The sequence below is a fragment of the Idiomarina abyssalis genome (assembly GCF_019797805.1).
Taxonomy (GTDB): Bacteria; Pseudomonadota; Gammaproteobacteria; order Enterobacterales; family Alteromonadaceae; genus Idiomarina; species Idiomarina abyssalis.
Genome location: NZ_CP081832.1, coordinates 1,926,583 through 1,947,672, shown reverse-complemented (window position 1 = coordinate 1,947,672; position 21,090 = coordinate 1,926,583). Strand labels below are relative to the sequence as shown.

Annotated in this window: 22 protein-coding genes; 9 read left to right on the top strand and 13 right to left on the bottom strand. The window is 47.6% G+C overall.

The window, feature by feature from the left end:
- Positions 1-24 precede the first annotated feature (24 nt).
- From K5X84_RS09440 to mutY, 4 genes are all read right to left on the bottom strand, one after another.
- Entirely contained in the window at positions 25-1,278 is a 1,254-nt protein-coding gene (locus K5X84_RS09440) for a glutamate-5-semialdehyde dehydrogenase (protein ID WP_222235669.1), read from the bottom strand.
- Complete coding sequence (gene proB / locus K5X84_RS09435) at positions 1,275-2,390, bottom strand: glutamate 5-kinase (protein ID WP_054489237.1); 1,116 nt, start codon at positions 2,388-2,390, stop codon at positions 1,275-1,277. Before proB ends, K5X84_RS09440 begins: the two co-directional genes overlap by 4 nt.
- A 154-nt stretch (positions 2,391-2,544) precedes the next feature.
- The gene (locus tag K5X84_RS09430; RefSeq protein WP_054489235.1) at positions 2,545-2,817 is read right to left on the bottom strand and encodes an oxidative damage protection protein; all 273 of its coding nucleotides are present in this window, start codon (positions 2,815-2,817) and stop codon (positions 2,545-2,547) included.
- 7 nt (positions 2,818-2,824) lie between these two features.
- Complete coding sequence (mutY, locus tag K5X84_RS09425) at positions 2,825-3,868, bottom strand: A/G-specific adenine glycosylase (RefSeq protein WP_222235668.1); 1,044 nt, start codon at positions 3,866-3,868, stop codon at positions 2,825-2,827.
- A gap of 115 nt (positions 3,869-3,983) precedes the next feature.
- Between mutY and K5X84_RS09420 the strand changes: the two genes are divergently transcribed.
- The gene (locus K5X84_RS09420) at positions 3,984-5,075 is read left to right on the top strand and encodes an OmpA family protein (protein ID WP_199495119.1); all 1,092 of its coding nucleotides are present in this window, start codon (positions 3,984-3,986) and stop codon (positions 5,073-5,075) included.
- Between the two features lie 112 nt (positions 5,076-5,187).
- Complete coding sequence (gene trmB / locus K5X84_RS09415; protein WP_199495118.1) at positions 5,188-5,904, top strand: tRNA (guanosine(46)-N7)-methyltransferase TrmB; 717 nt, start codon at positions 5,188-5,190, stop codon at positions 5,902-5,904.
- 17 nt (positions 5,905-5,921) lie between these two features.
- Here trmB and hemW read toward each other — a convergent pair whose 3' ends face one another.
- The gene (gene hemW, locus K5X84_RS09410) at positions 5,922-7,073 is read right to left on the bottom strand and encodes a radical SAM family heme chaperone HemW (protein ID WP_222235667.1); all 1,152 of its coding nucleotides are present in this window, start codon (positions 7,071-7,073) and stop codon (positions 5,922-5,924) included.
- Positions 7,070-7,681 carry an RdgB/HAM1 family non-canonical purine NTP pyrophosphatase gene (gene rdgB, locus K5X84_RS09405; RefSeq protein WP_222235666.1) on the bottom strand — a complete coding sequence of 204 codons (612 nt, stop codon included), beginning with the start codon at positions 7,679-7,681 and terminating at the stop codon, positions 7,070-7,072. The genes hemW and rdgB overlap by 4 nt, the downstream gene beginning before the upstream one ends.
- A gap of 131 nt (positions 7,682-7,812) precedes the next feature.
- Between rdgB and K5X84_RS09400 the strand changes: the two genes are divergently transcribed.
- Positions 7,813-9,543, top strand: a complete 1,731-nt coding sequence (locus K5X84_RS09400) for a potassium/proton antiporter (protein WP_222235665.1) — start codon at positions 7,813-7,815, stop codon at positions 9,541-9,543.
- On the opposite strand, the gene K5X84_RS09395 is transcribed toward K5X84_RS09400, so the two are convergent.
- From K5X84_RS09395 to K5X84_RS09380, 4 genes are read right to left on the bottom strand one after another with little or no spacing between them, the layout of a single operon-like run.
- Positions 9,540-9,965: a DUF4426 domain-containing protein gene (locus K5X84_RS09395; protein ID WP_222235664.1), complete on the bottom strand. Its 426-nt coding sequence runs from the start codon at positions 9,963-9,965 to the stop codon at positions 9,540-9,542. The two genes, K5X84_RS09400 and K5X84_RS09395, sit on opposite strands and share 4 nt — an antisense overlap.
- Positions 9,966-9,988: 23 nt before the next feature.
- The gene (locus K5X84_RS09390; RefSeq protein WP_054489223.1) at positions 9,989-10,516 is read right to left on the bottom strand and encodes a YggT family protein; all 528 of its coding nucleotides are present in this window, start codon (positions 10,514-10,516) and stop codon (positions 9,989-9,991) included.
- A gap of 8 nt (positions 10,517-10,524) precedes the next feature.
- The gene (proC, locus tag K5X84_RS09385; protein ID WP_199495112.1) at positions 10,525-11,349 is read right to left on the bottom strand and encodes a pyrroline-5-carboxylate reductase; all 825 of its coding nucleotides are present in this window, start codon (positions 11,347-11,349) and stop codon (positions 10,525-10,527) included.
- The gene (locus K5X84_RS09380; protein ID WP_222235663.1) at positions 11,349-12,059 is read right to left on the bottom strand and encodes a YggS family pyridoxal phosphate-dependent enzyme; all 711 of its coding nucleotides are present in this window, start codon (positions 12,057-12,059) and stop codon (positions 11,349-11,351) included. Before K5X84_RS09380 ends, proC begins: the two co-directional genes overlap by 1 nt.
- 36 nt (positions 12,060-12,095) lie before the next feature.
- On the opposite strand from K5X84_RS09380, the gene K5X84_RS09375 reads away from it, so the two are divergent.
- Positions 12,096-13,130, top strand: coding sequence for a type IV pilus twitching motility protein PilT (locus tag K5X84_RS09375; RefSeq protein WP_054489217.1), 1,035 nt, complete (start codon positions 12,096-12,098; stop codon positions 13,128-13,130).
- Positions 13,130-14,170, top strand: coding sequence for a metallophosphoesterase family protein (locus K5X84_RS09370; protein WP_222235662.1), 1,041 nt, complete (start codon positions 13,130-13,132; stop codon positions 14,168-14,170). The genes K5X84_RS09375 and K5X84_RS09370 overlap by 1 nt, the downstream gene beginning before the upstream one ends.
- Here the strand turns inward: K5X84_RS09370 and K5X84_RS09365 are convergent.
- Positions 14,148-15,704, bottom strand: a complete 1,557-nt coding sequence (locus tag K5X84_RS09365; protein ID WP_222235661.1) for an amidase — start codon at positions 15,702-15,704, stop codon at positions 14,148-14,150. The genes K5X84_RS09370 and K5X84_RS09365 overlap by 23 nt on opposite strands.
- A 126-nt stretch (positions 15,705-15,830) precedes the next feature.
- Here K5X84_RS09365 and tsaD point away from each other — a divergent pair, with 126 nt between their 5' ends.
- On the top strand, positions 15,831-16,865 hold the full coding sequence (tsaD, locus tag K5X84_RS09360; RefSeq protein ID WP_222237015.1) for a tRNA (adenosine(37)-N6)-threonylcarbamoyltransferase complex transferase subunit TsaD: 1,035 nt from the start codon (positions 15,831-15,833) through the stop codon (positions 16,863-16,865).
- On the opposite strand, the gene plsY is transcribed toward tsaD, so the two are convergent.
- Entirely contained in the window at positions 16,849-17,439 is a 591-nt protein-coding gene (gene plsY / locus K5X84_RS09355) for a glycerol-3-phosphate 1-O-acyltransferase PlsY (RefSeq protein ID WP_222235660.1), read from the bottom strand. The two genes, tsaD and plsY, sit on opposite strands and share 17 nt — an antisense overlap.
- A 97-nt stretch (positions 17,440-17,536) precedes the next feature.
- On the opposite strand from plsY, the gene folB reads away from it, so the two are divergent.
- Positions 17,537-17,920 carry a dihydroneopterin aldolase gene (gene folB / locus K5X84_RS09350; protein WP_126783000.1) on the top strand — a complete coding sequence of 128 codons (384 nt, stop codon included), beginning with the start codon at positions 17,537-17,539 and terminating at the stop codon, positions 17,918-17,920.
- Between the two features lie 11 nt (positions 17,921-17,931).
- Positions 17,932-18,441: a 2-amino-4-hydroxy-6-hydroxymethyldihydropteridine diphosphokinase gene (gene folK / locus K5X84_RS09345; protein WP_222235659.1), complete on the top strand. Its 510-nt coding sequence runs from the start codon at positions 17,932-17,934 to the stop codon at positions 18,439-18,441.
- Here the strand turns inward: folK and K5X84_RS09340 are convergent.
- Positions 18,438-19,550, bottom strand: a complete 1,113-nt coding sequence (locus tag K5X84_RS09340; RefSeq protein ID WP_222235658.1) for a tRNA nucleotidyltransferase/poly(A) polymerase-related protein — start codon at positions 19,548-19,550, stop codon at positions 18,438-18,440. The genes folK and K5X84_RS09340 overlap by 4 nt on opposite strands.
- A gap of 109 nt (positions 19,551-19,659) precedes the next feature.
- On the opposite strand from K5X84_RS09340, the gene K5X84_RS09335 reads away from it, so the two are divergent.
- A complete protein-coding gene (locus tag K5X84_RS09335) occupies positions 19,660-21,090 on the top strand; it encodes an ExeA family protein (protein ID WP_222235657.1) in 1,431 nt (476 codons plus the stop codon).

The window sequence follows — 21,090 nt, the reverse complement described above, 5'->3', positions numbered from 1 at the left end:
TTTTTTATGCGTTAAAGCACTGAATTAGTCGCGAACTTGACCGTTACCGGTTACCACGAATTTTTCAGTTGTTAGTGCTTCAAGACCCATTGGTCCATAAGCGTGCAGCTTACTGGTAGAAATACCAATTTCGGCACCTAAACCTAACTGACCGCCGTCTGAGAAGCGAGATGAGACATTCGCCATAGTAACGGCTGAATCTACTTCACGAATGAAACGCTTAGCGGTTTCATCGTTTTCAGTAATAATCACTTCTGTATGACCACTACCAAACTCCTGAATATGCTCAATAGCACCTTCGTAGTTATCAACGGTTTTAACCGCAATTTCCAGAGCAAGGTATTCTTCGCCAAAGGCATCGTCTGCAATCTCATCAGCGCCGTCAAAGTAGCTTACTGAACGTTTATCGGCGTGGATTGTTACGTTTTTCTCAGCCAGGGCTTTAGCAGCCATAGGTAAGAATTTATCAGCAACATCCTGATGAACCAGTAAGCCTTCAAGCGCGTTACAAACGCCGGTACGCTGGGTTTTACCATTAAGTAAAATAGCCAGGGCTTTATCAAGGTCAGCGTCTTTATCAACGTACAGATGGCAAACGCCTTTGTAGTGTTGAATCACCGGGATCTTACTGGTGTCACTAACAAAGTGAATCAGACCTTCGCCGCCACGAGGGATAACCAGGTCAATATAATCTTTCTGTTGCAGTAACTCGGTCATCAGTTCACGATCAGGTGTCGGTACTACCGTGATGACGTCTTTTGGCAAGTTGCTGGCTTCTAAAGCTTCGTGCAGTGCTTCAGCAATGGCTTTACTGCTCTCAATTGCTTCACGGCCACAACGTAATATAACGGCGTTGCCAGATTTGAAGCACAGGGCACCGGCATCGGCGGTCACATTTGGACGCGCTTCATAAATCATGCAGATAACACCGAGTGGAATGCGCATCTTTTCAATTTTCATTCCGTTAGGGCGCTCATCCAGCACGTAGCTGTCGCCGACCGGATCTTTTAATGCAATGATTTCCTCAATGGCGGAAGCCATGCCTTCAACACGTTCCGGTGTCAATTCCAGGCGATCCATCATGGCATCGCTCAGGCCTTTCTCTTTACCGGTGGCCAGGTCTTTCTTATTGACTTCAATAATCTTGTCCTGGCGTGCGCGAATTGCGTCTGCCATTTTCTGTAGCACACGGTTTTTATCTGCTTCAGATAAGGTTGCTACAGCGCGTGCTGCTTTTGCAGCGCGCTGTGAAATTTCTTTTGCTAATTGCTGGCTCATGCGTCCTCCAAAATCATTAGATCGTCACGGTGAATGACTTCTGTAATTGGGCTATAGCCAAATTTTTCAGCTATGTCTTCTGTTTGCTGCCCTTTAATGTGCATAAGTTCATGCGCGCTGTACTGACAAATACCTTTTGCAATGGCGTCAGTATCATTAGCACTACGAACCAGCACGGCGTCACCGCGATCAAAATCGCCTTGTACATCAACAATGCCTGAACTCAATAGCGAGGCACCGTTCTCAATTAATGCTTTTTCAGCACCTTCATCAACCAATATTTCACCTTGAGCAACCAAGGTATGTCTTAACCAATGCTTTTTGTTGCTAATTGGATCAGATTGGCGACGGAATAATGTGCCGGGGATGTCACCTTGTAACAACGATTCAAAGGTTTCGCCTTTGCGACCGTTGACTATGTAGGTATCAATACCATGGGAAGTGGCTTTCTCAGCGGCTTCAACTTTGGTCCGCATACCACCAGTACCTACAGAACTCACAGAACCACCGGCAAGTGAGTAAATACTTTCGTCAATTTGTTCAACCACCGGTATTTTCTTGGCATCCGGGTTCAGGTTTGGATCGGAATCGTATAAGCCGTCGATGTCTGAACAAATAAACAGAGCGTCAGCATCAACTAACGTGGCTACCATGGCTGACAAGTTGTCGTTGTCGCCTACTTTCATTTCGTCGGTAGCCAGAGCATCGTTTTCGTTTACCACAGGTAAAATGTTGTGCTCTAACAATCTGTTTAAGGTGTTTTTAATGCTCACGTAGCGAGCGCGGTCGCGTAAGTCACTGTGTGTCATTAACAACTGGGCGCAGGGGGAATCAAAGAAGCGCGACCAGTAGCCCATCATTTCATTCTGACCGACGGCTGACATTGCTTTGCGTACGGCTACAGGAACTTTCTTGTGTTCAAAGTTAATATGCTTGCGTCCGGCAGCGACACTGCCCGATGACACTAAGACAACTTCTTGTCCGCGTTCGCGGCATTCGTTAATAAAACGAGCGATGGGTAAAAGGTATTTGGTACTAACCCCAGTTTCATCTGGCGCGATGAGCGCACTCCCCACTTTCAGTACGGCTCTTCGCCAGGATGGCGCTTTCATAGAGACTCCCTTTTGTTGAATTCGTTAGTAGTCTAACAGATTGGCTGTCTAAGCTCCAGTGAGGCTCATAAGCCATACCTATTGTCAATATATTAGACAATAATTTAGATTGACAAGAAAAAAGAGCATTCTTTAAAAAAGATTACTGAGACAATTACTTCTCGGGAGGAGTATAGCCCTCTATTTGGGGATCTTTGCCTTCAAATAAAAAGGCCGTCATTTGGGCTTCAAGAAATTCGCGATCAGATGGATCCATCATATTTAGTCGCTTTTCATTAATCAGCATGGTCTGTTTCTTTTGCCATTCAGCCCAGGCTTCTTTTGATATGTTATTAAAAATTCGTTCGCCCAGTTCACCGGGGTAAAGCTGAAAGTCCAGTCCCTCGGCTTCTTTCTGATAATGCTGGCAAAATACGGTACGACTCATGTTGTACTCACTTATTGGTCATTAATTGTTTCATCAGTCTAACGGTTGGTGCAGCAAAGCCCAAGTCCTTATCGGTGTCAGGTTCTACCCAGAGGTGCTGGTTATCGTTAAGCTGAGTTTCAGCGGGAACGACGTCTATCAGCAGAGGGTAGCAATCCAGATGAAAATGGCTGAAGGTGTGCCTGAAACCGTGCAACTGTTGGCGGCTATGCTCAGTTAACCCGTACTGCCTGATCACTGAGGGCACTTCTGTTTCTTCTGAGCTTTGAGGGAAACACCACAGTCCTCCCCAAATACCTGTTTGCGGTCTTTTCTCCAATAACAAGTGGCCCTGGTGGCGGAAAAGCAGCATATGCGTTGCCTTGACTGGCTTGGCTTTTTTCGGCTTCTTACCCGGGTACTGTGTCATTGTATTCTTTGCTTTGGCTAAACAAGTATTGTTGACGGGACATTGCTCGCAGAGCGGCTTAGTTCGGGTGCATATCATTGCACCGATATCCATCATGGCTTGATTATAGGCACCAGAGTCACTCTCAGGAGTAAGCTCTTCGCTGAGTTGCCAGAGCTCTTTTAATACACTGGTTTTACCCGGCCAACCTGCGACAGCAAAGTGGCGGGCTAAGACACGTTTAACATTGCCATCTAAAATTGGAGCGTACTCACCATGCCCAAGTGAACGAATAGCGCCTGCTGTCGAACGACCAATACCGGGTAATTCTTCAAGCTCATGAACTTTTTTAGGAAACTTACCGTTAAAACGGGTGCAAATGATTTTTGCGGTTTTATGAAGGTTACGGGCGCGGGCATAGTAGCCTAAACCTGTCCATAAGTTCAGTACTCGGTCTTGCGGAGCCTCGGCTAATGCTTGAACTGTGGGAAATGTCTCCATAAAACGTTCGAAGTACGGAATAACGGTGGTGACCTGGGTTTGTTGGAGCATGATTTCTGAAACCCAGACACGGTATGGGGTGACATTTTTCTGCCAGGGAAGATGCTTGCGACCATGCTGTTGAAACCAGCGAAGGACTTGAGAGCTGAATGTTTGAGTCAACTGTAAATCTCTGCAAATAAAAATGACTAATTTCAAGAATGTACTATTCTTTATGACATACACAGTGTCTCATATTCCGAGCATGATTGTTATTGCAATTAAAAGGAGCTTTGCAATGAAAACCTTAAACCTAATTACTTTATCTTTGCTTACCGCCGGGTTAACTGCTCCGGTTTTTGCACAGCAGACTGAGGTTGAGCAAAACGACTTTTATCTGGGTGCGCGTTTGGGCGTGTTTTCTGCTGATGATGATCGCGTTGCGGTCAAAAATCAGCAGTTATTTTTTGTTGATGACGGTTTCAAAACCATCACCTCAGGTATTGAAGCTGGCATGATGTTTACAGAGGCATGGGAAGCCCGTATCTATTACGATTACATGGAAGCTGACTTAGTTGGCGGTGGCGATGGCTATGGCGACAGCTATGGTGTTGATGCGCTGTATCACTTTAATAACAGCTTTTATGCCGGTTTAGGTGTCAATAATACTGAAATTGGTGATGTAACCGATGTCGCAGCTCGCCTGACTCTCGGTCACCGTAGCTTTATTAACGATAATCTTGCGTGGCGGATTGAAGGTGGAGCCCAGCGTGGTTGGGAAGAAGACTACACCGAAATGTTTGCAAACATTGGTTTGCAGTGGTTCTTCGGCGGACGTGATACAAGCCCTGAGCCAAGACCTCGTCCTGAGCCACAGCCAGAACCTCAACAAGCAGCACCTGAGCCAGAATCAGAGCCTGTAGATTCAGACGGTGACGGCGTTGTTGATTCTAAAGACAATTGCGCAAATACGCCTAAGAACTACTCAGTGGATGAGAACGGCTGCATTTTATACGAGAACGAGACTATCACTGAAGAATTACTTGTTGAGTTTGACCTGAATTCATCTGAGATTCGTAGTGGCGAACGGAATGATATCGATGAAATGGCGGAGTTCATGAAAGAGCATCCACAACTCGATATTACTATTCATGGACACACCGACAGCACCGGTGAGGCTGAGTACAACCAGTGGTTGTCTGAGCGTCGTGCAGAAGCTGTTGCTAACGCGTTGGTTGAAAAGCACGGTATCGCCAGAAGCCGAGTCGACTTTAAAGGACATGGTGAATCTCAGCCTAAAGTTCGTGAAAACAGCGCGGCTGATCGTCAAACAAACCGTCGTATTGAAGCAACATTGAAAGTTGTTAACCGTGTACCTAAAACACGTTAATACCAATTGTATTGATTGCTTGAAATAGCGATAATAGCTCTACTGTAAACAGGCCTGATTTTTCAGGCCTGTTTTTTTGGTATTAGCTAAGTCACTAATTGTCAGGAAAGTCATGAGCCAGTTTAAAAGTGCCGAAGAAGCCGCAGCGGCGGGTAAGTATGTCAGAACAGTTCGGAGTTTCGTTAAAAGAGAAGGAAGGCTAACGAAAGGGCAGGCAACTGCAATTGAGCGCCTTTGGCCGACTCTTGGCTTAACGCTGGATAGTGGTCGGTTGGATCTTGCCCAGGTTTTTCATCGAAAGGCCCCTGTAACTCTAGAAATCGGCTTTGGTATGGGGCACTCACTGGTTGAAATGGCTGCTAATGCCCCCGAGCGCGACTTCATTGGTATCGAAGTTCATGAGCCTGGTGTTGGTGCCTGTCTTATGGCTGTCGAAGAAGCGGGGATAGACAACCTTCGGGTATTTCACGAAGATGCCGTTGAGGTGTTGAAACAGTGTATTCCGGACAAAAGCCTAAACTGCGTTCAGATTTTCTTCCCTGACCCCTGGCATAAAAAGCGTCACCATAAACGTCGTATAGTGCAACCAGAGTTTTTGAGCTTATTAACTCAGAAACTAGAGTCTGGTGGGATTATTCACCTGGCAACAGACTGGGAAAATTACGCGGAGCACATGCTGGAGGTGTTAAATGAAGCCTCTGATTTAAGCAATTTATCAGCTTCAGGAGATTACGTGCCAAGACCAGAAAGTCGACCCAAAACCAAGTTTGAACGCCGGGGCGAAGGTAAAGGGCATGGCGTCTGGGATTTACAGTTCCAGGTTAAGTAATGGTATACGCTTCTGGGTTAATCCAGAAGCGTATCTAAAACTGAGTTCAGAAAGCGGTGGCCTTGCTGTGTTAAACACCAGTGCTGTGTGTTTTCAGTTACCAAGTCCAGAGATTTTGCCTTGCGCAAGTGTTCTGACGCTAAGTCGGCGGAAAGTCCGGTAGTCTGTTCAAAGTTATGTTTGCTGACTGGCTCCAGTAAACGGAACTGATTCATAAAGAATTCAAACATACGGTCGTCAATTGCAACTTCTTTTAACTGATAACGCAGAGCTTTAGTCAGGTCTAAATAACCTTTAGGGTGCTTTATCTTTTCACAGCGCAGAATCTTATTTTGCTGTGGAAGTGTGATTTTGCTGTGAGCTCCGCAGCCAATGCCTAAGTAATCGCCATACTGCCAATAGTTTTTATTGTGACGGCTTTGGTGCCCCGGTTTTGCATAAGCACTCACCTCGTACTGATGATAACCGGCCGCTTCCAAAAGCTTATGACCCTGTTGGTAAATTTCCCATAAGGTGTCATCGTCAGGCAACTGAGGCGGCTGGCTTGCGAACAGGGTATTAGGTTCAATAGTCAACTGATACCAGGAAATATGTGGAGGGTTCAGCGCGATGACCTGACGCAAGTCATCTAATGCCATTTCTACGGTTTGGTCCGGCAGTCCATGCATAAGGTCAAGGTTAAAGCTGGCGAGCGGTAACTGACTTGCGTGTCTGGCTGCTTCTTTTGCCTGCTGCGGGTTATGAATACGCCCCAGACGCTGCAGTTGGTGCTCCTGCAGACTTTGAACGCCAATAGACAATCGATTTATGCCGGCAGCAACGAACGCGGAGAATTTTTCGGTCTCAAAAGTACCCGGGTTGGCTTCCATGGTTACTTCGCAGTCAGAACTCAGGGTTACTGTTGCCCGCACACCGTCCATTAATTGTTGTATTGCTGCAGCCGAGAGTACACTGGGTGTGCCTCCGCCAATAAAAATAGACCGAATTTCTCGTTCCTGTACCCACTCAAGGTCGGCCCTTAGATCTTCCAGCAGACGGCCGACATAACTTGCTTCGGGCACATCGCCCGTTAGCTTATGTGAGTTGAAGTCGCAGTAAGGGCATTTCTGAATACACCATGGAATGTGTATATACAGAGATAACGGCGGAAGCGTCAGTGGGTAAGTCATTTAGTGAGCTGCTCAAGCAGTTGTTTCAGAGCCTGACCACGATGGCTGAGCGCTTGTTTTTCTGTTTTATCAAGTTGTGCGGCTGAAGCATTTTTTTCTTCAACCCAAAAAACGGGGTCGTAGCCGAAGCCATGTTCACCGACTGGCTTTGTTAATATGCGTCCGTCCCAGCGGCCCTGGCAGATAATTGGCGTTGGGTCTTCTGCACTTTGCATATAGACCAATACGCAATGAAAACTAGCCTGTCGCTGGCGCTCTTCAACACCTTCTAAAGCCTGTAATAATTTATTGATATTATCGGAGTCTGTCGCATTGGAGCCGGCATAACGAGCAGAATAAACACCCGGTGCGCCGTTTAACGCTGCAACGGCAAGACCTGAATCGTCGGCAATAGCGGGTAGCCCGGTTTGTTGACACGCATGCCGCGCTTTAATAATGGCGTTTTCGACAAAGGTGGTGCCAGTTTCGTCAGCTTCAGCGAAGTTCCAGTCGGACTGTGGGCGGACCTGCCAGTCGGCAGTAGCCTTTGTTTGACTTAACATATGACGTAACTCGGCAACTTTACCTGCATTGCCGGTAGCCAGTACCAAAGTTTTTTGCGGCTTCATAAAACGGACCTGTACACTCATTATTAAGGGGCACAGGATAAAGGGTTTTAACGGGATTTGAAATCTTACATTAGCGTCTAAGTTAAACCTGTTATGATAAATAGGCAGAGACAGAGATAAGGAGATTCTATTTGGATTCGGCTAACACCTTGATTTTACTGTGTGGCTTGTTGTTGGTTGTCAGCATTTTAGCGGCTGTCGCCTCCAATCGACTGGGAGCCCCTGTACTACTGACTTTTTTGTTAGTTGGCATGCTTGCCGGTGAACAAGGAGTGTTGGGAGTCGAGTTTAACAATCCGGATATCGCCTTTTTTATAGGCTCTGCTGCTCTGGTCATTATCCTTTTTGACGGGGGGATGCGAACTCACCCCGAACGCTTTCGGGTCGCCTTGTGGCCTGCCATTAGCCTGGCAACAATAGGTGTTGCCTTAACCTGTACCTTAGTTGCCTCCCTCGCTGTTTATTGGTTTTCTTTGCCCTGGCCTGCAGCTTTGCTTATGGGGGCAATATTGAGCTCAACTGACGCGGCAGCGGTGTTTGGTATATTTCAATCCAGAGGACTACAAATTAAAGAGCGGGTTGCCTCAACACTTGAAATAGAGTCGGGCAGTAACGATCCAATGGCGGTCATTCTGACTTTAACGATGACCGGCGCCGTAGCCAGTGGCAGTTTTCCTGACTGGTATTGGATAGGTCTTGATATTGTCTGGCAGTTAATTGGCGGCCTGACAATAGGTTGGTTAGGTGGGCGGCTATTCATTATTGCCGCTCGAAAACTGCCGCTAAGCTTTAGCTTCTTCCCCTTATTGGCCGTAGCCTGTGCTATCTCCATTTACGCATTAACGGCGAAACTGCACGCCAGCGGCTTTCTGGCTGTTTATTTAATGGGGTTTGTTATCGGTAATGCGCGGTTGCCTCAGTTGGTTCATATTCTGCAGGTGCAGGACGGGCTGGCGTGGCTCAGCCAGATAGCGATGTTCCTCATTCTCGGGTTACTTGTTGTTCCTTCTCACTTAGTCGCTAACGCACCGGTCGCAATTGGTATTGCCTTTACTCTAATATTTATTGCTCGTCCGTTGGCGGTGGTGGTGAGTTTATTGCCCTTTAGCTTTCCTTGGCGAGAGCAGGTGTTTATTAGTTGGGTGGGGTTAAGAGGAGCCGTCCCCATTATTTTGGCTTTATTCCCATGGCTGAGTGGCGTACCAAATCAGGAGCTTTACTTCGATATTGCTTTTGTTGTGGTAATGATTTCATTGATTATTCAGGGCTGGAGTATTGCGCCGGTAGCGCGCTGGCTGGGGCTGGAAGTGCCGTTAAAAGCAAAACCGCAGCAACGTATGCCACTATCATCTGTGCCCAGTAAAGAGGCGCTGGAGGTCTGGCTTTATCGCATTGATAAAAACTCACCTGCCTGTGACCATACCTGGAAAGAGCTGAAGTTAACTGCGCCTGCCACTTTCGTTGGGTTGATCCGCGACGGCGAATGGTTGCAGCCGGAAACCCAGCCCATGGTTGAAGAAGGTGACGGTTTGCTGGTGGCTGCTACGGTGAAAGATATTGACGAGGTCAGTCGAATTCTTGCATCAGGTGGTAAAGGCTTAAAGGTATCAGAAAAAGACTTCTTTGGTGACTTCACGTTACGTGGCGATCTGACGCTGGCCGATGTCGGTAGCTTCTACCCTGTGGGGGAACTTAACGAAGGTTTATTGAGCACGACGATATCCGACTATTTCTTGCTGAAATTCCACCGGCGAGTGGTTATTGGCGACACCATACGTTTAGGTGATGTTATTCTGACCGTACGAAAAGTCAGTGACAAAGGCGATATCCAGTCAATTGGTGTCAAGCCGGTAAAAGGCTAGTCGTTTAACCAAAACTCCTGGTTAAATTTAAGCGTTTGCTGGTCACCAACTTCAATAGTAAAGCGCAGGGTTTCGGCGTTGGTGTAATTAAACTGTGCCAGGTAGTAACTGGCATCACCTTCTGTTACCTGCTGAAACTCGAGTTCCTGTATTTGGCCCAGCGGGTTAACAACTTGCCCGGTAACGCCAGGGGTTTGTGCTTTTTGAGTTTGTTTGTCGAGCACGGCAATATTAAGTACACCTTTTGAGGCGCTTCGGGTTAAGTCATATTGCGTCGCTACCGCCGGAGCTAATAAGGTGGAGGAAAAAGCGCTGTAGTGAACATCCCATTGAGCAAGAGTCTTTTTTTGCTCAGCCATAAGGCTGGCAGAGAGCAGCATGGACATAGCTATTACTGTCTTAACAAAGAATGTTTTACTCATCACTTTATCCTCCACCAGTAACGTTAAACGCCAATTAATATTCGTAAAAACTGCAGGGCAATAATAACAACCAGTACCGATAAATCTAGGCCACCAATTGGCGGAATAACTTTACGTACAGGTGCTAACAGAGGCTCTGTAATTTGATGCAGCATGGCTTCTACCGGGTTATACCCCTGTGAGAACCAACTGAGTATGGCGCGGATTATCAATACCCAGAACAGCATCGACAGCAGGCTGCTAATGGTTGTTAGTATGCCCTGAATGACAATAACCAGTGGACCCACAGCCAGACCATTTAGCCAGACCAAAGCTGCCACTTTCAACATGCCTAGCGCTAGCGCAAATATTAAACTGGCAGTATCCAGCTTACCTATCATTGGCATGAAGCTACGAAGCGGTCCGACAACGGGCTGTGTTGCTTTATACACAAATTGGCTGACCGGGTTATAAAAGTCTGCCTGGGTTAACTGCATCCAGAGTCGCAACAGCACAATGATCAGATACAGATCAATTAGGGTGGCGACTAAAAATGTGAGGGCGTTATTCATAGTGACTCCTAGAAGAGTTTCGCCATTTCCTGATTACGGTTTACCGCTGCTTTTACGGCTTTTTCCGAAATGCCGTGTAAGTCAGAGTCCTGGTAGGCTTCAACACCCTTAGCTGTTGAGCCGCCTTTACTGGTGACTTGTTTGCGCAAGTCTTCCAATGATAACTCACTTTCTTTAGCCATTTGCGCGGCGCCCAAACAGGTTTGCTGAACCATTGCGCGAGCTTTCTCTGCATCAAAGCCAAGCTCGGTTGCGGCTTTCGCCAGGCTGTCCATAAACTCGAAAAAGTAAGCTGGTCCGCTTCCGGCAACAGCACCGAGAATATCGAGCTGATCTTCATCACTAACCCATAGGGTTTCGCCTACACCGTTAAATGCTTCTGTGACAAAGTTTTTATCGGCATCGTCCACTGAGTTGTCTGTGACTAACCCCGACATGCCCTGGCCAACCAATGATGGCGTATTGGGCATAACGCGGATAATACGGATGTTTTCGCCTAAATACTCGCGATATTTCGGAATACGAATACCCGCAGCAATGGTAATAATTAGTTTGTCGGTCAGGTTGTGGACATTTTCACGTAAGTGAGCACAAACTTCTGCCATTAACTGAGGCTTAACGGACAATACGATAGCATCAGCATTATTCACAACTTCCAGATTGTCATTGCTGGTATTAACGCCCAGCTCCGACTTCATTTTCTCTAATTTGGCATCGCTGGGGTTACTGACCCAGACTTTGTCAGCAGGGTAACCGCTTTTACACATACCACCGACAATGCTTTGTGTCATGTTACCTGCGCCGATAAAGGCAATATTGCGAATGTCGTTCATTAGGACTCCCGTTCTCCAAAAATTGCTGTTCCAATACGTACCATGTTAGCACCCTCAAGCACTGCTTGTCGCATATCGCCCGACATCCCCATGGATAAGGTATCAATTTTCTCGCCACAGGTTTGTTGCAGTTGCTCATAAAGGCGAAACATGTGCTGAAAACTTTGCTTGCGTTGCTCTTCCGTTGTTCCTGCTTTGAGTATGGTCATTAAGCCGCGTAATTTAAGCTTTGAGCAACTCATCACATACTCAGCTAATTCTTCAACTTGCTCTGGCGCCAGACCCGACTTGTTGTCATCGTCGTCAATATTCACCTGTAGTAAAATGTTGAGTTGCTCGAGACTGTCTGGGCGCTGTTCATTCAGGCGGCGAGCTATTTTTTCCCGCTCCACGCTTTGTACCCAGTCAAAGTTCTGAGCAATATCTTTTGTCTTATTGGACTGAATCGGTCCAATAAAGTGCCACTGGACCGGGTCGGGTATGTGTTCTTTTAGCTGGGTGATTTTATCAACCGCTTCCTGAACGTAGTTTTCGCCGAAATGCATTTGCCCGGCGGCGATTGCGGCTTTTATTGCATCCAAAGAGTGTTTTTTACTCACGGCTAGCAGTTTCACTGACTGCCCATGTTGCGACTCTTCGGCTAAAATCTGCAATTGCTGACGTATTTCCGCAAGATTATTTGTTATCTTTTCTGATACCTTAGTTGTCATTGCCACCGTCATCTCACTGATTCAGGAATAAGATATATGAATGTTAACGAATTACTGGCCTTTAGTGTGAAACAAAATGCCTCGGACTTACATCTGTCTTCCGGCAGTGTTCCTATGATTAGAGTGGATGGGGACATTCGGCCATTAAATCAACCCGAGCACCAGCCCGATGAGCTGAAAGATATGTTGTTTGAGGTGATGAGCAAAGGTCAGTGGCAGGAGTTTGAAGAAAAATTTGAGTGTGACTTTTCGTTCGAGCTTGAAGGCATTGCGCGTTTCCGGGCGAATGTATTCACACAACGAAAAGGTATTGCGGCAGCGTTTCGTATGATCCCCAGTGAAGTCACCACACTGGAACAACTGGACGCTCCTGAAATATTTAAAGACATTGTCAGTGCCAACCGTGGTTTAGTTTTGGTGACCGGGCCAACGGGTTCCGGTAAATCAACGACCTTAGCGGCTATGGTCAATTATTTAAACCAAACCAGGTCGTTACATATTTTGACTATCGAAGATCCGATAGAGTTTGTTCACGACAACCAGAAAAGTCTGGTCAGTCAGCGCGAGGTACACCGGGATACGCGAAGTTTCAGTGCGGCGCTTCGCTCTGCATTGCGTGAAGATCCTGACGTTATCCTGGTAGGGGAAATGCGCGATTTGGAAACCATTCGTTTAGCCATGACAGCCGCTGAAACAGGACACTTGGTTTTAGGTACTTTGCATACAACGTCGGCGCCAAAAACCATTGACCGTATAATTGATGTGTTCCCGGGGGATGATAAGCCCATGATCCGCTCTATGCTGTCGGAGTCTTTACGTGCAGTAATTTCACAGAGTCTGCTGAAGCGTGTTGGCGGTGGTCGCGTCGCTGCCCATGAAATTATGCTGTCGTCACCCGCTATCAAGAACCTTATCCGTGAGGATAAAGTGGCGCAAATGTACTCGTCCATACAAACAGGGGCAGAGCGTGGCATGCAAACATTGGATCAGGCGCTCAAGAAATTGGTTGCACGTGGCGATATAGAAGCAAGTGAGGCGCGCCGCTGCGCGGTGAATAAAGAGGATTTCTGATGCAAATACGGAGTGTTTGGCTGTTTTTATTGCTGGCCTTTGCGTCCAGTGTGTCGGCACAACAATCGACACGAGTGGCTTTTGGTTGCTGCATTGACCATACCAGTCGACAGGAAATCTGGGATGCCGTTAACCATGCACAGCCTGAAGTGTTTGTTTTTCTGGGCGACACGGTTGATGTCGATGCTGATGATATGGATGACCTACTCGATGCCTACGAGGTTTTTAACCGTTACCGGGGGCCGAGGGTTTTACGCCGCAACTCGGCAGTAATGTCTGTGTGGAATCGCAATGATTACAGCCTGGGTGGCAACAGTGGCAAGAATAACCCGAATCGCTATGCCGTCCGAAATCACTTTTTGACTTTTTGGCGTGAGCCAGCAACTTCAGAACGACTTTTTCAGACGCACGGTATTGCTAAAAGCGTGATTTTTGGCAATGAACCGCAACGTGTTCAAGTCATTGTGCTCGATGGGCGCTGGAATAGAGATCCACTCACTACCGTAGGTTGGATGGAGCGCCAAACGCGCCGTTTTAATTCTGACTTAGGCCCTTATCAGGCAAATAATACCGGAGCCTTACTGGGTGACAAACAATGGCAGTGGCTTGCTGAACAGTTACAAAAGCCAGCTGAGGTGCGTATTATTATGAGTGCGACACCGGTACTGGCTCCGGCAAACGGCTATGACAGTTGGGCGCTCTATAAACGTGAACAAAAACGCTTAAAAGAATTGTTAACTGAGCTGAAGCCCTCTGGTTTACTCTTGGCCAGCGGCGATAGGTTTTTTGGTGAATTTGCAAAGTCTGACGAGTTTCTTTCTTACCCACTATGGCAGGTAACTCCGGGTACTATTAACTTTGACGGTGATATCCCTTACCAGTCAAGTTATCGCGACGGAAAGGCTTTTACGGAAAGCCGTTATGGTCAAATTGAAGTGATATGGAAAGAGCAGCCGGAATTGGTATTAACGCTCAGAGACATTGATGGCCGGCCGCTCGATAGTCGTAAACTTAACCTTAGTCAGTTGCAACCAGATTAGGAGCTACACGGTGTTGTGTGGCTTGTTCGTAAGCAAATGCCGCTTCTATCAGTATTGCTTCAGAACGTGCTGCTCCAAAAAAGCTCATTCCAACGGGTAGAGCCGGTTCGTCACCTATTTGAATGTAACCCATCGGCACGGTTATGTGCGGGTACCCGGCGACTGCCGCTGGTGAACTGGCCGAGCCTGAATAATTGTCTCCGAGAACATGGTCAATTTTCCAGGCCGGACTGGTTGTTGGAGCAATGAGTACATCAAGGTTGTTTTCGCTAAGCATGGTGTCAATGCCTTCTTTACCGGCCAGCTTTTTGCTGTTAGCCAGGGCCTGCTGATAAGCCGCTTCATCTTCCTGCGCATTGGCCATTTCAAAAAGCTCCTGACCAAATAATAAAAGCTCTTGTTCAGCCAGTTCATTATTGGCTTCTATCATATCGCCGAGGTTGCGGTAAGGAAGCTGGGTCTCGGCAAGGTACGAAGCCATGTCATTCTTAAATTCATACAGGAGCACTGTGAACTCGTCACCGCCATATTCGCCATAGGTTGGCATTTCGACATCAACAAGTTGCGCACCCTGAGCTTTCAGAATCTCAAGCTGTTGTTCAAATTGTTTGTCCAGTAGCTCGTTGTATCCCATTAAATTACGAACCACGCCAATGCGTTTGCCTTGTAGCCCGTCTGTTTTTAAATGAGAAGCAAAGGTTGTTTCACTGCTGTAGCCGGCAGGGTCGCTGGAGTCATGTGCTTTCATTACATCGAGCATCAAGGTAGCGCCGGTGACAGTGCGTGCCATTGGGCCAGCGGTGTCCTGACTGTGTGCGATAGGAATAATGCCGTCGCGACTGATAAGCCCCAGTGTTGGTTTTATGGTGACAATGCCATTAACAGCTGCAGGGCAGACTAACGAACCATCGGTTTCCGTACCGACCGATAGCGCAACGAAATCTGCCGCGACTGAAGTAGCAGAACCTGCACTTGAACCACAAGTTGAGCGGGTTCTGTCATAAGGGTTTACGGCCTGACCGCCTATGGCGCTCCAGCCTGAACTTGAACGCGTTGAACGAAAGTTAGCCCACTCACTTAAGTTGGCTTTGCCCAGAATAATCGCACCGGCATTTCTCAGTTGTTGCACTAAAAATGCGTCATCTTCCGGGTAATTTTCTGCAAACAGAAGCGAGCCTCCGGTGTTTGGCATGCCGTCGGCGGTATCAATGTTGTCTTTCAGAAGAACCGGTATACCATGCAGCGGACCGCGAGCTTTTCCCTGCTGGCGCTCTTTATCCAGCCGTTTGGCATCAGCTAATGCGTTTTCATTCAGGCTATTTACCGCTCTTAGTTCGGGACCCTGCTGATTGTTTTGGTGGATGCGTTGCAGGTAATATTGTGTGAGCTGTTCGGCAGTTAATTGACCTTCGTTCATGGCTTGCTGAAGCTCAGTTACAGAAGCATCCTGCCAGGTAAATTCGGTGTGATCTGCAGGTGATGTCTGGCAGGCTGTTAAGGCCAGAATAAACAGAAGTGAAACCAGTTGTCTCATTCTTAAACCCTTATTGTTTTTGTGTTTTCATAAAGTGGCATAACTTTGGTCGTAAGGCGAGTCATGCGAATAAAAATCAGGTAAAATGGCAGCAATTGTCGATAAAGAACTGAAGTGGTTAGCGCTATGCGGGTATTGGGTATTGAAACCTCCTGTGATGAAACAGGGGTTGCGGTGTATGACACTGAAAAAGGGTTACTGGCACACCAGCTGTATTCTCAGGTTAAATTGCATGCGGACTATGGTGGTGTGGTGCCCGAACTTGCCTCTCGTGACCATGTGCGTAAAACGTTGCCGTTAATTAAGGCAGCGCTTAAAGAAGCCGGTATTACGCATCAGCAATTGGATGGTGTGGCCTATACTATGGGGCCGGGGTTAGTCGGGGCTCTGTTAGTTGGCTCTTGCATTGGCCGTAGTTTAGCTTTCGGCTGGAACTTGCCGGCAGTGGGTGTTCACCATATGGAAGGGCATCTGCTGGCTCCTATGCTGGAAGAGAACCAACCCGAATTCCCGTTTGTTGCTTTGCTCGTGTCTGGTGGTCACACTCAATTGGTGCAGGTAAAAGGCATAGGCGATTACCATTTGCTGGGTGAATCCGTCGATGACGCAGCTGGCGAAGCTTTCGATAAAACCGCTAAACTGATGGGGCTGGATTATCCGGGGGGGCCACGACTGGCCGCTCTGGCAGAACAAGGTAATAGTGACCGGTTTACTTTCCCCAGACCAATGACAGACAGACCAGGCCTTAATTTTTCTTTCAGTGGTTTAAAAACTTCCGCAGCTAATACTCTGGCCGCTAATGATAGTGACGAGCAGACCCTGGCTGATATTGCACGGGCATTTGAAGATGCGGTGGTTGATACCTTGGTGATCAAATGTCGCCGGGCATTAAAAGAAACTGGCTACAAGCGTTTAGTCGTTGCTGGTGGTGTCAGTGCCAATAAACACTTACGCGCCAAACTTGAGGCTTTGTTGCAAAAGCAAAATGGGCAGGTGTTTTACCCCCGTACTGAGTTCTGCACCGACAATGGTGCGATGATTGCTTTAGCTGGCGCACTGCGTTTACAAGCGGGAGAACGTGAGTCACTGGCAGTAAAAACACATCCAAGGTGGCCAATGACAGACTTGAAACCTATGGTGAAGGTTAGCGACGCCGTTTAAAGGCTTTCTCCTTACCGGAGGATAAGCGCAAAATGTTGGCCTGGTGACGCCAGAGGATCAATAGTGAAATCATAATAACCGGCACCGTGTATTGGGGTTTTATCCAATAAGCATAAAACGGTGCCAGACAAACGGTTACCAGAGCAGCCAGGGATGATACCCGGCTTATACGGAAAACCAATAACCAGGTCACAATAAGCAATAAGGCCATTTCCCAGGCCACAGGAAACATAGCACCTAAGGCGGTCGCTACGGCTTTACCGCCACGAAAATGGAAGTAAAGCGGAAAGATATGACCAAGGCAGGCAGCAACGGCAATTAAGCCAAGGAAAAATGGTTCAATACCGAGAAAGTAAGACCCCCATACCGGAACCATACCCTTTAAAACATCAAACCAAAGAGTTAATAATGCGGGAATTTTTCCGCCTACCCGGTAAACATTGGTTGCTCCCGGGTTACCAGAGCCTTCTTTGCGTGGGTCAGGCAGCCCCCATAGCCGGCAGATAACCACAGCGCTACTGATAGAGCCCAGAAGGTAGGCTGAAAGTATCATCAGTAAAGTAAGCGCTGTCATGGGGTACGAATCCCTCGTTGGTTAAGGTAGACTGCGATTAAAAGTCAATGCCCATAGAATAAGCGGTTTTTTGGGCAATTACCACGGGTTAACACAAATGGAACAAGCAGATATTGATGTCGTCAGTATTGAGGGTCTAACCATAGAAACCATTATTGGCGTTTACGACTGGGAAAAAGAAAAAAAACAGCAGTTAGTGCTGGATATTCAAATGAGCTGGGACAACCAGCGCGCAGCGACCACTGATGATATTGACGACGCTTTAGACTACGCTCTGGTCAGCGAACGGGTTTCGGCCTGGGTGGCAGAGAAGCCGAGACAGTTAATTGAAACCGTTGCTGAAGGGGTTGCTACCTTAATTCTGAATGAGTTTGGTGTTCAGAATGTTGAAGTGCGCGTAGCTAAGCCCGGGGCAGTGCCCAATGCGAAAAATGTTGCGGTTACGGTTCGCCGAAGCGTGTTTGATAGTCCGTTTGGGTAAGAGGTAAGGTTGTGGCGCAAGTTTTTCTCGGGGTAGGCTCTAATACGGATCGTGAAAAATACATTCGTGCCGGCTTAGAAGCAATTGCCGAAAGCTTTGGCTGGCGTCAGCGTTCACGAATTTTTCGCAGTGAATCGGTTGGATTTTCCGGCAGTGATTTTTACAACCTGGTGGTAGAGGTGGAAACAAGCCGATCTGTTACCGAGGTTTTAGCCGAGTGTAAGCGCATTGAACAGCAAAATGGACGAGTGCCTGAAAGTGCCAAGTACAGTCCACGGACGCTGGATATTGACGTGCTGCTTTATGATGATGTAATACGAGCGCAACAGCCGCAATTACCACGTGCTGAGATCCTTGAAAACGCTTTTGTTCTATGGCCGTTAGCTGAAATTGCCGGCGATCTCCTGCATCCTGTTTTGGAAGTCAGTTATCAGCAGCTGTGGGAACAGTATCAGGAGTCCAATAAGCAGGCGCCGCAGCAGTTAGAGCCTCTTGAAAATACTGGCTGGCTGGAGGGTTAAACCAGCGCCTCTGCAAGTATTTGCTCGCGCTGTTCACGCAGTGCATTGCCCAGAGCTTTACCGGTGAGTCCCTGCTGCTGCAAAGCCTGAGAACTAAGTGCTGACGCTTTCTCGGCAGCTAAGCGCAGTTTTTGGTGCTGCTTATCAATAGTTGTCTTTTGTTCTGACCGACTAAACTCGGCTTCCCTTAATTGAAGTAACTGCCCGAGTTTCTCCGGGCGTCGCCAGTAGTCAATTTGTTTTAAAGTGGCCGAAAGCGACTCTGCCTCAGGAAGCTTAGCCTGGGTTATAAAGAGCTCATTATTCCTGGCAAGGGTCGCGGCATCGCGATAGTGGTTTGGAATAGCCAGTCGGCGACAAAACTGCTTGATATCATCGGGTGTCTTTTGCTCTACAAATAAACAGGCAAAACGCAGTATTGCCGAGTCTGAATAAGCTGAAGTCCTGTTGAGTCTTTGCAGCTGGCTATCACCGGCCGTGATACCCGGTAAAACCTGGGGCAGTGCGTCGATACTTTTAAGTAAGTTTAAGAAGACGGAAGGTGTTTCGCTTAACAGTGCTTTTTCCCATTCTCTCCAGACTCTCTCGGGAACTAAGTGACTGAGCTCTTCGCTCTCCGACATCTGTTGCAGTAGCTGCTGGGTTTCTGCAGCCACACTAAACCCTAAATGTGCAAAACGAGCCGCGAACCGCGCAACTCTCAAAACTCGTAGAGGATCTTCTGTAAAAGCTTCTGACACATGTCGCAGTTTACGGGCTTCAAGATCCTGTACACCTTTGTAAGGATCAATAATTGTTCCGTCTTCGCTTTCAGCAATGGCATTAATGGTTAAGTCACGACGAGCAAGGTCCTGCTCAAGAGTAACCTCTGGCGAGGCATAAACGGTAAATTCAGTGTGACCTCTGCCTGACTTTCGCTCGGTACGGGCTAACGCATATTCTTCATGCGTATCCGGATGCAAAAACACCGGGAAGTCTTTACCTACTTGCTGAAAACCCTGGTTCAGCAGCTCTTCTGAGCGGGCGCCAACAACCACCCAGTCGCGTTCATGCACGGGTAATTTAAGGAGTTTGTCGCGTATTGCACCACCGACTAAATAGACTTCCACTGTTCACCTCAACTTTGTTTGGCATGATCATGTCGAATCACTGGTCGATGTGCAAGCAAGTCGTTACACTGTTGGACAAATAATAACATCAGCACAGTAGCGGACCGATATGTATCAAAACTATTTTGGTCTTCAGGCAGAGCCTTTTTCTATTGCCCCAGACCCAAACTACCTTTACCTGAGTGAACGGCATCAGGAGGCTTTAGCGCACCTTACGCAAGGGCTGCAGGGTAGTGGTGGCTTTATTTTACTGACCGGTGAAGTGGGCACAGGAAAAACCACGGTGTCACGGGCGTTGCTGGAACAACTACCTGAGTCGACTGAAACCGCCTTTATTTTGAATCCGATGCTGAATGAGGACGAACTGCTTGCCAGTTTGTGCGATGAGTTTGGTATCCGTTATCAAAAGCGCTCCGCCACTCGTAAAACCTTGACTGACAAACTCAGCCAGTTTTTCCTGAAAGCCAATGATGAAGGTCGTCAGTGTGTGGTGCTTATTGATGAAGCTCAGCATTTGCGCCCGCAAGTGCTGGAACAGTTGCGGTTGTTAACCAATTTAGAAACTCATGATCGGAAATTATTGCGGGTGATTTTAATTGGTCAGCCAGAGCTTCAGGATTTATTGCGCAGGCAGGAGCTGCGTCAACTGGCACAGCGTATTACCGCCCGTTATCATATTTTGCCGCTGACAGAAGCCGATACTCAACGTTATATTGCATATCGACTTCAGGTGGCAGGAGCGAACCGGCCACTTTTCAGTGCAGCTGCGGCGCGTAAAGCGCATCAAATGACTCAGGGGATTCCCCGTTTATTAAACCTGTATTGCGACCGGGCACTACTGGCGGCCTATACGGAATCAAGTGCAGAAGTTTTACCACGGCACTTACAACAAGCACATGCCGAGCTCAATGGTCCGGCCGACAGAAGAAGCGGTGTTAAGCACCAGTCACCCTTCTGGCGTTGGGCTGGCGCACTTATCTTATTCGTGGCCAGTGCTATAGGAAGCTATAGCCTGGTCAGAGAAACGGCCCCTGAGCCGGACAGGACAACCACCATGCAGTATAAGGCAGCGCAAGAGCTGGCCAGTGTATGGGGTTTACCAGAGCCTCCGTTAGACACCGATTTTTGCAAGTGGGTAGAACAATATGACCTTGCTTGCCTGGAGTTACGGCAAAGCCTGCAACAGTTGCGCAGTATTAATTACCCGGCCTTACTTTATAAACGCGACAAAATGGCGAATCTGGTTACCGATGGTACGGCTATAGACACTAACGGCTGGAATGGTGCCTTTTTAATTTTGTACCAGAAACCGCTGGCAGACAGTCCAGATGAAAAAGAACAGTGGGTGCGTGAACAAGTGCGCGAACATGTAAGTTCAGAATGGCAAAAAAAGTCATCTGAGGAGCAGTTTAAAGCGTTGCAAAAGAGCCAGGGACTTCGTGTGACCGGCAAGTTGGATGAAGCAACGATGGCATGGCTGGCCTCAAGAGCTTCAGATTTTGGGCCCAGATTGAATAAAAGAGCGAGTAAAGAGAGTTAG